General features: G+C 65.8%; 14 protein-coding genes and 1 pseudogene. 6 read left to right on the top strand and 9 right to left on the bottom strand.

Features of this window, described 5'->3' with window-relative positions; genetic code table 11:
- Together QMZ05_RS03585 and QMZ05_RS03580 are read left to right on the top strand one after the other, a co-directional pair.
- Window positions 1–334 (top strand): annotated as a pseudogene (locus QMZ05_RS03585) (MFS transporter); the annotation flags it as partial.
- A 91-nt stretch (window positions 335–425) separates the two neighbouring features.
- Window positions 426–701 carry a hypothetical protein gene (locus QMZ05_RS03580; protein ID WP_050426342.1) on the top strand — a complete coding sequence of 92 codons (276 nt, stop codon included), beginning with the start codon at window positions 426–428 and terminating at the stop codon, window positions 699–701.
- 299 nt (window positions 702–1,000) lie between these two features.
- Here QMZ05_RS03580 and lon read toward each other — a convergent pair whose 3' ends face one another.
- From lon to corA, 3 genes are all read right to left on the bottom strand, one after another.
- A complete protein-coding gene (gene lon / locus QMZ05_RS03575; protein ID WP_353699515.1) occupies window positions 1,001–3,376 on the bottom strand; it encodes an endopeptidase La in 2,376 nt (791 codons plus the stop codon).
- Between the two features lie 11 nt (window positions 3,377–3,387).
- Window positions 3,388–3,795, bottom strand: a complete 408-nt coding sequence (locus QMZ05_RS03570; protein WP_353699514.1) for an Hsp20/alpha crystallin family protein — start codon at window positions 3,793–3,795, stop codon at window positions 3,388–3,390.
- Window positions 3,796–3,973: 178 nt separating this feature from the next.
- On the bottom strand, window positions 3,974–4,984 hold the full coding sequence (gene corA / locus QMZ05_RS03565; RefSeq protein WP_353699513.1) for a magnesium/cobalt transporter CorA: 1,011 nt from the start codon (window positions 4,982–4,984) through the stop codon (window positions 3,974–3,976).
- 269 nt (window positions 4,985–5,253) lie between these two features.
- On the opposite strand from corA, the gene QMZ05_RS03560 reads away from it, so the two are divergent.
- Both QMZ05_RS03560 and QMZ05_RS03555 read left to right on the top strand, forming a co-directional pair.
- The gene (locus QMZ05_RS03560; RefSeq protein WP_353699512.1) at window positions 5,254–5,529 is read left to right on the top strand and encodes a hypothetical protein; all 276 of its coding nucleotides are present in this window, start codon (window positions 5,254–5,256) and stop codon (window positions 5,527–5,529) included.
- A 1-nt stretch (window position 5,530) separates the two neighbouring features.
- The gene (locus QMZ05_RS03555; RefSeq protein WP_353699511.1) at window positions 5,531–5,695 is read left to right on the top strand and encodes a hypothetical protein; all 165 of its coding nucleotides are present in this window, start codon (window positions 5,531–5,533) and stop codon (window positions 5,693–5,695) included.
- A gap of 9 nt (window positions 5,696–5,704) precedes the next feature.
- Here the strand turns inward: QMZ05_RS03555 and QMZ05_RS03550 are convergent, their stop codons facing one another.
- The 6 genes from QMZ05_RS03550 to QMZ05_RS03525 form a co-directional block, all read right to left on the bottom strand.
- Window positions 5,705–6,466 carry a slipin family protein gene (locus QMZ05_RS03550; RefSeq protein ID WP_050426346.1) on the bottom strand — a complete coding sequence of 254 codons (762 nt, stop codon included), beginning with the start codon at window positions 6,464–6,466 and terminating at the stop codon, window positions 5,705–5,707.
- Window positions 6,463–7,860 (bottom strand): nodulation protein NfeD, encoded by a 1,398-nt coding sequence (locus tag QMZ05_RS03545; RefSeq protein WP_353699510.1) that lies wholly within the window; start codon window positions 7,858–7,860, stop codon window positions 6,463–6,465. The genes QMZ05_RS03550 and QMZ05_RS03545 overlap by 4 nt, the downstream gene beginning before the upstream one ends.
- A gap of 122 nt (window positions 7,861–7,982) precedes the next feature.
- Window positions 7,983–8,924: a 4-hydroxy-tetrahydrodipicolinate synthase gene (gene dapA / locus QMZ05_RS03540; RefSeq protein WP_353699509.1), complete on the bottom strand. Its 942-nt coding sequence runs from the start codon at window positions 8,922–8,924 to the stop codon at window positions 7,983–7,985.
- Window positions 8,925–8,932: 8 nt separating this feature from the next.
- Window positions 8,933–9,187 carry a hypothetical protein gene (locus tag QMZ05_RS03535; RefSeq protein WP_353699508.1) on the bottom strand — a complete coding sequence of 85 codons (255 nt, stop codon included), beginning with the start codon at window positions 9,185–9,187 and terminating at the stop codon, window positions 8,933–8,935.
- 197 nt (window positions 9,188–9,384) lie between these two features.
- The gene (locus QMZ05_RS03530) at window positions 9,385–9,660 is read right to left on the bottom strand and encodes a hypothetical protein (RefSeq protein ID WP_353699507.1); all 276 of its coding nucleotides are present in this window, start codon (window positions 9,658–9,660) and stop codon (window positions 9,385–9,387) included.
- A 13-nt stretch (window positions 9,661–9,673) separates the two neighbouring features.
- The gene (locus QMZ05_RS03525; protein WP_353699506.1) at window positions 9,674–10,138 is read right to left on the bottom strand and encodes a hypothetical protein; all 465 of its coding nucleotides are present in this window, start codon (window positions 10,136–10,138) and stop codon (window positions 9,674–9,676) included.
- Window positions 10,139–10,731: 593 nt separating this feature from the next.
- Here QMZ05_RS03525 and QMZ05_RS03520 point away from each other — a divergent pair.
- Together QMZ05_RS03520 and kdpA are read left to right on the top strand one after the other, a co-directional pair.
- Window positions 10,732–10,821 (top strand): K(+)-transporting ATPase subunit F, encoded by a 90-nt coding sequence (locus QMZ05_RS03520; protein WP_007595755.1) that lies wholly within the window; start codon window positions 10,732–10,734, stop codon window positions 10,819–10,821.
- Window positions 10,822–10,940: 119 nt separating this feature from the next.
- Window positions 10,941–12,644 (top strand): potassium-transporting ATPase subunit KdpA, encoded by a 1,704-nt coding sequence (kdpA, locus tag QMZ05_RS03515; RefSeq protein ID WP_353699505.1) that lies wholly within the window; start codon window positions 10,941–10,943, stop codon window positions 12,642–12,644.
- The last annotated feature ends 10 nt before the right edge of the window (window positions 12,645–12,654 follow it).

The following is a 12,654-nucleotide window of genomic DNA, read 5'->3' as shown; positions in this document are numbered from 1 at the left end:
GGTGAACTACATCCGTGAATTCCAGCTTGCCGCCGGCGTTCCGCGCGACCAGCTCTACAACACCACGATGTACATCCTGTGCGCCATGCTGATCGCGGGCCTGATCTGCAACTACCTGATCAAGCCGGTCGATCCGAAGTGGCACATGAGCGACGCCGAGGTCGCCAAGCTACAGGACGCGAGTGCCAGCGCCGCCGCGGCCGGACCGCACGGCTCCTACGGGATCGGGTTTGGCGGGCTCGATGCCAAGGCTGCGCTGTTCTGGCTGTTCGTCGGCATTCCGCTGGCCTGGGGCGTCTACATGACGCTGCTCAGCGCGGTCAAAATTCTCTGATCGCGACAATCATCGCCGCAGGTTGCCGGTGCTCCGGCGCCTGCGGCGTTCGCTTTATTTCAATGAACAGAAATGGGATTGGGGAATTTCAATGTCTTGCACCCGGATTTGCCTTGCCGCCGCGCTGCTCGCTTTAGGACTTCATGCCGCGTCGGCGCAGACCGCAGCGCCGGCCGCGCCGGCACCGGCCGCCACGACGGCCAAGCCGTCGAAGATGAAGCTGACGATGGAGAAGCTGAAGGAGATGAGGGCGCAGTGGCGCGCCAACAAGCCCAAGCTGAAGGCCTGCCGGAAAGAGGTGAAGCAGAAGGGACTGACCGGCGACGACCGCTGGTTCTACATTTCAGATTGCATGGGCAAGAGCTGAGCGACGGCGCTCCGAATGCGTCGAGGATCGAGTTGAGAGAGCACGCCGTGCGGCACCCCTCTCCCTAGCCCTCCCCCGCAAGGGGGGAGGGAACCCCTCCGCCTCTGCCTTCCTTACACGCGCAACATAAACGCTTCGTACGCATGGTGGATCATGCATCGATCCAGCCGTCGTCCGTCCCGCTTGCGTGGTGAGGTGAGCACGCTCAGTCGGCTCCCTCCCCCCTTGCGGGGGAGGGTTGGGGAGAGGGGTAAGCCCCAGGCGAGATGATCGACGCGGAGTGTCCCCTCCGCCGGCGCTCACTCCGCCGCGGCGGGCGTCGCCTTGGCGGGCTCGAGCGCGGCGGCGATCGCCTCGTCGACCCGTTCGAGCCAGATGAACTCCAGCTTGGCGCGGGCGCCGACGGGGATGTCGTCGTAGTCGCGCTTGTTGCGCGCCGGCAGCATCACGCGGGTCAGGCCCGCGGCCGCGGCGGCGACCACCTTCTCCTTGATGCCGCCGACCGGCAGCACGAGGCCGCGCAGCGAGATCTCGCCGGTCATCGCGGTGTCGCTGCGCACGGTGCGGTCGGTCAGCAGCGAGGTGAGGGCGGTGAACATCGCGACGCCTGCGCTCGGGCCGTCCTTCGGCGTCGCGCCGGCAGGTACGTGGACGTGGATGTCGCTCCTCTCGAAGATCGCCGGGTCGATGCCGAGCTGCGATGCACGGCCCTTCACCAACGTCAGCGCCGCCTGCACGCTCTCGCGCATGACATCGCCGAGCTGTCCGGTGATCGTCAGTCCGCCGCGGCCCGGCGTGCGCGAGGCCTCGATGAACAGGATGTCGCCGCCGACCGGGGTCCAGGCGAGCCCGGTGGCAACGCCGGGGATGCTGGTGCGCTGCGCGATCTCGTTCTCGAACCTGGGCTGGCCGAGCAGCGACACGATGTCCTTCGGCGTGATCGTGACGTGGCTGGTGCTGCCTTCGGCGATCTGCACCGCGACGTTGCGCAGCACCTTGCCGATCTCGCGCTCGAGGTTGCGGACGCCGGCCTCGCGGGTGTAGCTGCGGATGATCAGTCGCAGCGCGTCCGGATCGATCTCGACCTGCTCGGCCTTGATGCCGTTGGCCTCGAGCTGCCGGCGCACCAGATAGCGCTTCGCGATCTCGAGCTTCTCGTCCTCGGTATAGCCGGCGAGGCTGATCAGCTCCATGCGGTCGAGCAGCGGACCGGGCACGCCGTCGAGCATGTTGGCGGTGGCGATGAAGACGACCCGCGACAGGTCGAACGGCACGCCGAGATAATTGTCGCGGAAGGTGCCGTTCTGCTCCGGATCGAGCACCTCCAACATCGCCGCCGACGGATCGCCCTGGATGCCGCGGCCCATCTTGTCGATCTCGTCCAGCATCATCACGCAATTGCGCGCGCCGGCCTTCTTGATCGCCTGGATGATGTTGCCCGGCAGCGCGCCGATATAGGTGCGGCGATGGCCGCGGATTTCGGCCTCGTCATGCACGCCACCAAGGCTGACACGAACGAACGGCCGCGACATCGCCCGCGCGATCGATTGCCCGAGCGAGGTCTTGCCGACCCCGGGCGGTCCGAGGAAGCAGAGGATCGGCGCTTTGCCGCCGGGCGCGAGCTTGCGCACCGCGAGATATTCGATGATGCGGCTCTTGATCTTCTCGAGGCCATAATGGTCCTGGTCGAGGATCTTGCGCGCCTCCGCGATGTCGATCGGCTTTTCCTCCGGAATGCTCCAGGGCAAATCGATCAGCCAGTCGAGATAGCTTCGCACCATGCCGGATTCGGCCGCCGCCTCCGGCATCCGCTCGTAGCGGCGCAGCTCCTTCTGCGCCTGGCTCTCGGCCTCCGGCGGCATCTTGGCTTCTGCGATCGCCTTGGTCAGCTCGGCGACTTCAGCGGCCTTGCCGTCGCCTTCGCCGAGCTGGCGCTGAATGGTCGCCATCTGCTCACGCAGGATCGCCTCGCGCTGCCGCTCGTCGAACACGGCCTTGGTCTTCTGCCCGATCTCCTGGCTCAGCCTCAGCACCTCGATGCGCTCGCCGAGATGACGCGAGACCTTGTCCATGCGCGCCACGAGGTCGATGGTCTCGAGGATGTCCTGCTTCTCCTGCGGCTTGATGTCCATGTAGGAGGTGGCAAGGTCGGCGAGCGTCGCCGGCGAGGTGGTGCCCTGCAGCGCGGCGATCAATTCGGGCGGCGTCTGCGGCAGCAATTGCGCGGCTTCGAGCGCCTGGCGTTGCAGATTGAGGAAGCGCGCCTCGATCTCGGGCGAGGTGGTGGTCGGCTCCGGGATTTGCAGCACGCGCGCCGCGAGGAATGGCGTGCCGGGCAGATAGTCGAGCACGCGCATCCGCTGCACGCCCTGGCAGACCAGGTGATGGCTGTCGTCGGCGCCGGTGATGTAGCGGACGATATTGGCGACAGTGCCGACGCGATAGAGCCCGTCGGGGCCGGGATCGTTGGCCTCGGGATCACGCTGCAGCAGGATGCCGATCGGCCGCTGCTCGCGCACCGCCTGCTGGGCGGCGGCAATCGAGGTCGCGCGCGCGATCGTGATCGGGATGATGACGTCCGGAAACAGCACGGTGTTGCGCACCGGGACGATGATCGTCGCGTCGCTCGGGATCGGCGCCGAGCTCGCCGGGCTTGAAACGTCTGATGCAGCCATGGCGAGATCCTCTAGCTCGATTTTCCGAGCCGCAGGCCGACGCAGCCATGCGCGGCAAAGCGGCTGATGGTGTAGCGGCCGGTCGGCAGCGCGATGCGGCGCTCGAAGCGGCCCTGCGGAAGCTCGAGGCGCAGGATGCGGGCGTTGCGGAGCTCAGAGGGCAGGGTGCGGCGGCCGGAGATCACGAGCGTGCCGCCGTCGAGCGCGGCCTCGACCTCGTCGGGATCGACCCCCGGCAGCGCGACCAGGATCAGGATCTCCTGCTCGGTCTCGATCACGTCCATCGGCGGTTCCCAGCTCGGCTCGCTGGTCTCCCCGCGCGGGTGCAAATTGAGGAAGCTCTGGTGCAATCGTTCGGCGCGGGCGAGCGCCTCGATCGCATCCGTCAGCATCCAGTTGATCTGATCCTTGGGCCGCATCGGCACTCTCCACGTCGCATTGGGAGGCAACGTTACCGGTCTTGCAGCCGACCGTAAACCGGCCCCTCGCGCCGCTCACCGAGGGTAAAATTGTCCGAAATCTTGCGATTTGCAGCATGGCCGCGATGTGCCGCTGCAATCTGCTCCGGACCACAGTGCTTGATGGTCTGATCGCCGCCTACAGCCAGCCGGACCGCCTGAACCGCCAGAACAGCGCGACGCATGCGGCCAGCATCAGGCCCATCACGACGAAATAGCTGTACTCCCATTGCAGCTCCGGTATGTACTTGAAATTCATGCCGTAGATGCCGGCGACGGCGGTCGGCACCGCGACGATCGCAAGCCAGGAGGCGAGCTTCTTGGAGATCGCGGTTTCCTGCGCCTGACCGACCAGCAGGCTGGCTTCAAACGCAAAGGCGAGCACCTCGCGCAGCGAGTCGATCCGCTCCTGGATGGTGCGGACATGATCGGTGACGTCGCGGAACAGCGGACGCATCGCGACGCGCACCATCGGCAGGTCGTCGCGCTCGAGCCTTCGGCAGACTTCGACGAGCGGCCCGACTGCGTTGCGCAGCCGCAGCAGGTCGCGTCGCAACAGATACAGCCGTTCGATCTGCGCCCGCGTCATCGCGCTCGCCAGCACCTCGGCCTCCATCCTCTCGACCTCGTCCTGGATGGTCTCGAGCACCGGGGAGTAGTTGTCGACGATGAAATCGAGGATGGCATAGAGGATGTAGTCCTCGCCGCGGGCGAGCGCGCGCGGGCAGCTCTCGCAGCGTTCCCTGACCGGCGCGTAGGATGTCGAGGCGCCGTGGCGCACCGAGACGATGTAGCCCTCGCCGACGAACAGATGCGTCTCGCCGAAGGCGATGCCGTCGCCCTCGAGCTGCGCGGTACGCGCCACGATGAACAGCGCATCGCCATACTGCTCGATCTTCGGCCGCTGATGCGCATGATCGGCGTCCTCGATCGCGAGGTCGTGCAGCTGGAATTGCCGCTGCAAGCTTTTCAGCAGCGTCATGTCGGGTTCGTGCAGGCCGATCCACACCACGTGATCCGGCTTGTTGCGCCAGCCTGCGGCCTCGTCGATCGCGATATTGGCGACGCGTCGGCCCTCGACATAGACGCCTGCCGCGATCACGCCATCGGATTGCCCGGCGGTTGCGACATTTGGCGATACGAGGTCCATGGTCTCCACCCTCGACGCGGCCATCGGAATCCGCGTGACGACAATTCGCAATCGAAAAGGCTAGCACCGAATAGAAGCTGGTCAACACGCGCCGGGACGTCGCGTTCCGTCTTGCCGGGGCCCGTCACGACGGGATGCCAGGGGCCGACCGGTCTTTATGCGGCTCCTATGCCGCACCGCGGCGTGCCCTCTCGAATTCCTACGGCCGTCCCAGCATCTTCTGGCGTGACGTGGTGCGCTGGCGCGCGCCGCCGACAGGAAGGTGGGACATGACCTTGCTCCATTTACACGACGTCCGGCTGTGCGGGTCGACCGGTGCTGTCGGCCCGGTCCTGAAGCGAACCATCCGGCGGATCGGCGCGGCCTTCAGGACTGTTCACCGCGCGATCGCCGCCGCCAAGATCCATCGGCTGCGCAACGAGCTGCTGCTACATCGCGGCCATGAGGATTGGGCACGGGCCCATCTCCATGCCGGCATGCCCGGCGGCGATGCCGAGAGATATCCGCGGGCCCCGGTCGTGCTCGGCGAGAAGTGGGACTACTGAGATGCGCGCGGCGTCACTCATTGCTGGCCTGCTGCGCAGCGCCGCGGAAGGGCTGCTCAAATTCCTGGCCTGGATCGGCGAGGAGCCGATCGGCGGCTACCGGCCCGAGGCGCATTACATGCGCGGCCCGGGGCCGGCCTGGCGCGCCAAGCATCGCGGGCATTAGCAAGCCGGATCACGTCGCTTCACGTCGCGGCGCCAGGTGATCGAGCAGGTTCATCGGCAGCGGGAATACCACGGTCGAGGAGCGCTCGCCGGCGATGTCATGCAGCGCCGCGAAATAGCGGAGCTGCATCGCCTGCGGCTCCTGGGCGAGGATCCGGCCGGCCTCGACCAGCTTCTCTGCGGCCTGCTGCTCGCCCATCGCGTTGATCACCTTGGCGCGCCGCAACCGTTCTGCTTCGGCCTGCTTGGCGATCGCCCGTACCATGGTCTCGTTGATGTCGATGTCCTTGATCTCGACCGCGGTGACCTTGATGCCCCAGACGTCGGTCTGCTTATCGAGGGTCTCCTGGATGTCGGCGTTCAACTTGTCGCGTTCGGCCAGCATCTCGTCGAGCTCGTGCTTGCCGAGCACCGAGCGCAGCGTGGTCTGGGCCAGCTGGCTGGTCGCGGCCATGTAGTCGCCGACCTTGATGATGGCGCGCTCGGGATCGACGATGCGGAAGTAGAGGACGGCGTTGACCTTGACCGAGACGTTGTCGCGGGAAATCACGTCCTGCGGCGGCACGACCTGCACCATCACCCTGAGATCGACCTTCACGAGCTGCTGCACCACCGGAATCAGGATGATCAGCCCCGGGCCCTTCACCCCGGTGAAACGGCCGAGCGTGAAGATGACGCCGCGCTCGTATTCGCGCAGCACCCGCACCGCCTGGGTCAGGAAGATGATCACGAGCAGCGCGACCGCCCCGTAGGTGAAATAATCAAGCATCATGCTGTACCTCCTTCGCCGGCGGATGCCGGCGCACGCCGCACGACCAGCGTCAAATCGATGATGTTGGCGACCTCGACCGTCTCTCCCGCCTTGAAGGTCTCGGTGCCGCGCGCTTGCCAGCGTTCGCCATTGGTGAAGACGTGACCTGATGTCTCGGACCAGTCGAGGACCTCGGCCGATAGCCCGCGCATGGCTTGCGCACCTGTCCGCAGCGGGCCGTTGCGCGCGCGGCGCAGCGCCCCCAGCACGACGAGGATGAGCCCGGTGAACATCGCCGCCACGATGGCAATGAGCGGCCATGACAGGCGGTATCCGGGCGCCTCGATCCGGAACAGCATGGCGGCTCCCAGCACGAAGGCGACGATGCCGCCAAGGCCGATCACGACGGTCGGGTTGAAGGCCTCGATCGCGAGCAGCGCGATCCCGACCAGCATCAACGCGAAGCCGGCGTAGTTGATCGGCAGCATGTTGAGCGCGTAGAGGCCGACCAGCAGGCAGATCGTGCCGACCACCCCGGGCGCCGCGGCGCCGGGCGACATGAACTCGAAGATCAGGCCATAGATCCCGACCATCAGCAGCACGAACGCGATGTTGGGGTCGGTGATGACTGCGAGCACGCGCGAGATCCAGGTTGGATCGATGGCTTCGATCACGTCATCCTTGGTCGCCAGGCGCTGCGTCTTGCCGCCGGCAAGCTCCACCGTCCGGCCATCGATCTGCCTAAGCAGGTCGGCCGGATCATGCGCGATGAATTCGACGACATGGGCCTGCAGCGCGGCGTTGGTGGAGAGGGTGGCGGCATCGCGCACCGCCTTCTCGGCCCAGTCGACATTGCGGCCGCGCAATTCGGCCAGGCTGCGGATGAAGGCGACCGAGTCATTCGTTACCTTCGCCGTCATGGCATCTTTCGGCTCGGCAGGGCTGCTTCCGTCCTTCTGCTCCTTGCCACCCTTGTCCGGCGTGCTGCCCGGCAGGCCCGGCAGCGGGCCGCCGATCTGCACTGGCGTCGCGGCGCCGATATTGGTGCCGGGCGCCATGGCGGCGAGGTGGGTCGCATAGAGAATGTAGGTCCCGGCGCTCGCGGCATGGGCGCCGGAGGGGGCAACGTAGCCGATGACCGGAACGGGCGAGGCCAGCACGTCGGTGATGATCTCGCGCATGCTGGTGCTGAGACCGCCTGGCGTGTTCAGGCGCAGGATCACGACCTCGGCGTGCCGCTCGGCCGCCTTGGCCAGGCCGTCCTTGACGTAGCTGGCCGCTGCCGGCCCGATCGCGCCATCGATCGAAATGGTCAGGGCAAGGCGGTTGCTGTCCGCGGCCGTACCGGGACGGATGGAGACGACCAGAGCGACCAGTGCGATCGCCACAACGAGAGCCGCCTTGAAGGTCTGCACGGCAAGCACTCCCTTGCCGTTGATATGGGGCGCGGTTCCGGAACCTCAATATGGCGCGGCGTCACGGACGAAGCCGGGGCGTGCCATTGTGCATTGCGATCGCTTGCGGCGCGTTGGCGGTCTCACTGCGCCGCTGCAAGATATTCGTCGGCAAGCGCCGCCGTCGCCTGCGCGACCTCAGCCTTGTCAGTTGCACCCAGCTGCACGATCGGCAGCCGTGTCGCCGGTTGCATGAAGCCCAGCAGCGCCAGCGCGAACTTCAGGGCGGCCGGATGCTCCCGCTCCAGCAGGGCTGCGAGCGGCACCAGCCGCTGGTGCAGCTCCCGCGCCTGATACAGCCGGCCCGCGCGGAAATGCCGATAAACGGCCACGTAGAGATCGGGCGCGACGTTCGCGACAGTCGAGATGCAGCCGTCGCCACCGGCCGCGAGCCAGGCCAGCGACGAATGATCGTCGCCGGTCAGCATCCGGAACGTGGCGGGCAGGCGTGAACGCAGGCGTGTGAGGCGGGCGACGTCGCCGCCGCCGTCGCGCAATCCCGCGAAACGCGGCGATGCGGCGAGCGCGAGCAACGTCTCGTCCGCGAGGCCCTTCACGGTCCGCGACGGAATGTCGTGCAGGATGACCGGCAGTGTCGTGGCCGCGGCGACGTCGCGGAAATGCGCCGCCATGCCCCGCGGCATCGGCTTGTTGTAGTACGGCACGACCGACATGATGGCGTCGGCACCGGCCGCTTCGGCCGCACGCGTGAACGCGACGGCGCGATCCGTCGCGTTCGATCCGGCGCCGGCGATGATCCGCGCCCGCTTGCGCGCGACACGGGCGGCGATCTCGACGAGCTGCACGCGCTCGGTGGGCTGCAGCGTCGCGTTTTCGCCCGCGGTCTCGCCGACCACCAGCGCGGAGGCACCGGCTGCGATCTGACGCTCGCATAGCCGGCCGAACGCATCGGTGTCGATCTCGTCCCGGTGGTTGAAGGGGGTCGGAAGATCGGGGATGAAGCCTGACAGCCATTCGGCCGAATCAGCCTTCGACGCCCATCTCGATGTTATCTGCGAGATCATGGGGTGGCTCAGGCCACGCGGCTCGCGGGGAGGGGCGCGGTCTCGCCGCTTGTATTGAGCTCGAGCTCGCGCGACAGCTCGATGATCATTTCGGGATGCTGGCCGTTCTCGAACAGCGCGTATTTGACGGCCTGGGCGCGGTTGACGAACAGGCCGCCATAGAGGCCGTTCTGTTGTTGGGCGACCCACTGGCCGCGATGGTTGCGGCCGATGAAGACGATAGTGGACGCTGCGCTACACGAGGGAGGTTCGACGAGTTTCACGGATGTAGTCCTTATTCTCTTGCTTGACGCGTTTTCTTCACGCGAACCGGTGTCCATCCCGGATCAAGTCCGGGACAGGTTTCGCTCGAAAACGGTTTAGTCGAAGTCACGCCTGCAATGTCTGTGTTGCCGGATATGAAATCGAGCGCGAGCGACGGCCGACTTCATAGGAGCGGCATAGGATTTGAGGGATGACTTCAGGTGTGTTGGACGATGCCGGTGCCGAGCGCGCACAGCGCGACATAGGCGGTCATCTCGTCCCAGTGATTGAGGTTTGCGGCCAACGGCATTTCCCGCTTCGCAATCCCCGCGAAAGCGCAGATCACGGCCGACATCCAGAGCAGCGTGACGAGGCCCCTGCCGAAGCCCGCGCCGGCGAACACGGCAAAGCCGATCATGATGGCAAGCCGGAAGCCGAACCGGACCATGACCTGGGCCGACTGCAGCTGCCGCGGCAATTGTTTCGCGTTCACGATCGTGCCGCCGTCAGCCGATATTGTCGACCAGCAGCGGCTCGCAGAGCGTGCTGATGCCGCGACGGACGGTGGGCACGCTGGTGCGGTTCTCGGGCGTCGAGATCCGCTGCGCATCGACGAAGCCGCTGAGGATCGCGAGCGCGAGATCCGCATGGTGGGTCTCGATCGACTGGTCGAGCCAGTCGGGCAGCTCGCGTTCGCGCGACAAGGCGCAGTGCCATTCGCCCTCGTCATAGACCAGGCGGCGGATCTGCCATTGCGGCAGCTCGAGATCGAGCAGCGCGATCGCAGCGTCAGTCCACGCGCCGGACTGGATCAGGCGCTCGACGCGTGAGGTCTTGCCGCCCTGCGTGGCCGAGGGAAAGCGCCGGCAGGTCTGGCTGACGACGTCGGCCATGAACTCGGCTGTAACAGCACAGGCGTCGCGCAGCCGTTCGCCGAGGTCGGTGGTGGTGTGTTCGGAAAGCACGGACATGACGTCATCTCGTCTTGCGCACGGCCCAAAGCATTGGCCGCAGGCCCAAAATGGCCGGAGTGTCATTTGAAAACGAGATGAGGGAAGGGGCCGAGATATAGGGATTCCATAAAGATGGAACTGGCCCTTCCTCACCCTCCCCTGGAGGGGGAGGGTCGCTTCACATCGCGCCAGCGATGCGAAGCGGGGTGGGGTGACGGTCCCTCCGCGTCCAACAGTGCTCGCGTGGAAAGATCACCCCACCCCGTTTCGCATTCCGCTTCGCTGCATGCGAACCGACCCTCCCCCTCCAGGGGAGGGTGAAAGACCAGCAGGCACATAGGGGCGAGCGTTGCGATGCGGGCCGACGCCCGAACAAGTCCGCGGCACTTATACGATTCCTATAACGTCCTTATGCGCCACCTCTCGAAAACCTATGCCCCGGATGGCACCTCACGGCGATCCGGTGCGGAGCGCTTGTACGGTCGCCCGCGCCACTCGGATGCATAGGAGTCTCTCATGATGGACATTCTCATGGCGGCGCTGGCGATCGGCTTCTTCGCGGCCGGCATCGGCTACGCCTACGCCTGCGAACGGCTGTAACGGAGGCGGCGATGATCTTTGATTACTCGCTCGCCGGCGTCGTCTCGCTCGGCCTGTTGTTCTACCTCACCTACGCATTGCTGCGGCCCGAACGCTTCTAGGCGGCCCGCGATGCTTACGCTCTGCCAGATTCTGTTAGCCGACGCGGTGCTGACCGGGCTGTTGCTCGGCGTGTTCGCGTCGCTGCTGCGCTTCGCTCCCATTCGAAAGGTTTGACGCGATGACCGTCATCGGCTGGATTCAAATACTTCTGTTTTGCGCGATCGTGATCGCGCTGGTCAAGCCGCTCGGCTGGTACATGACCCGCGTGTTCAACGGCGAGCGCACCTTCCTCTCCCCCGTGCTGCGCCCGGTCGAGCGCGGCATCTACTGGGTCGGCGGCGTCGACGAGCGACGCGAACAGCACTGGCTGACCTATACGGTCGCCATGCTGCTGTTCCATGTCGGCGGCTTCGCACTGATCTATGGCCTGATGCGGCTGCAGGCGGTGCTGCCGTTCAATCCGGCCGGACAGACGGCGGTTGCCGAGGATCTCTCCTTCAACACCGCGATCTCCTTCATCACCAACACCAACTGGCAGAATTACGGCGGCGAGAGCACGCTGTCCTATCTGGTCCAGATGCTGGGCCTGACCCACCAGAACTTCCTGTCGGCGGCGACCGGCATCGCGCTCGCGATGGCGCTGATCCGCGGCTTCACCCGTTCGTCGATGCGCACGGTCGGCAATTTCTGGGTCGATGTGACACGCTGCACGCTCTATGTGCTGCTGCCGATCTGCATCGTCTACACGCTGTTCCTGGTTTGGCAGGGCATGCCGCAGACGCTCGGCGCTTATGTCGATGCCACCACGCTGGAAGGCGGCAAGCAGACCATCGCGCTCGGGCCTGTCGCCTCGCAGGTCGCGATCAAGATGCTCGGCACCAATGGCGGCGGCTTCTTCAACGCCAACGCAGCGCATCCGTTCGAGAACCCGACCGCGCTGTCGAACCTGGTGCAGATGATCTCGATCTTCGCGCTGGGCGCCGCGCTGACCAATGTGTTCGGCCGCATGGTCGGCAATCAACGCCAGGGCTGGGCGATCTTCGCCGTGATGGGCGTGCTGTTCGTCGCCGGCGTCACCGTCACCTATTGGGCAGAAGCCAACGGCACCTCGGCGCTGCAGGCGCTGGGTATTTCCGGCGGCAACATGGAGGGCAAGGAGGTCCGCTTCGGCATCGTCGCGTCCTCGCTGTTCGCCGTGGTGACCACAGCCGCCTCCTGCGGCGCGGTTAATGCGATGCATGACAGCTTCACCGCGCTCGGCGGCATGATCCCGCTGATCAACATGCAGCTCGGCGAGATCATCATCGGCGGTGTCGGCGCCGGTCTCTATGGCATGCTCATCTTCGTGATCATCTCGATCTTCGTCGCCGGCCTGATGGTCGGCCGCACGCCGGAATATGTCGGCAAGAAGATCGAGGCGCGCGAGGTCAAGATGGCGATGCTCGCGATCCTGGTGCTGCCGCTGATGTATCTCGGCTGGACCGCGGTTGGCGTCGTGCTGCCCTCGGCCGTGGCCTCGATGGCTAATGCCGGCCCGCACGGCTTCACCGAAGTGCTCTATGCCTACACCTCGGGGACCGGCAACAACGGTTCGGCGTTCGCGGGCCTCAGCGGCAACACCCTGTTCTACAATCTGACGCTCGCATGCGCGATGTTCGTCGGCCGCTTCTTCATTATCGTGCCGGCGATGGCGATCGCAGGATCGCTCGCCGAAAAGAAGTCGCATCCGCCGTCTGCAGGGACGTTCCCGACCACGGGCGGGCTTTTCGTCGGGCTCGTCGTCGGCGTCATCCTGATCATCGGCGGACTGACCTTCTTCCCGGCGCTGGCGCTCGGGCCGATCGTCGAGCATCTCGCCATGAACGCCAACACCTTGTTCTGATCGAATTTGA

The organism is Bradyrhizobium sp. INPA03-11B (assembly GCF_040446015.1).
Taxonomy (GTDB): Bacteria; Pseudomonadota; Alphaproteobacteria; order Rhizobiales; family Xanthobacteraceae; genus Bradyrhizobium; species Bradyrhizobium macuxiense_A.
The sequence above is the reverse complement of the archived record's forward strand: the minus strand, read 5'-3'. Positions and strand labels throughout refer to the sequence as shown.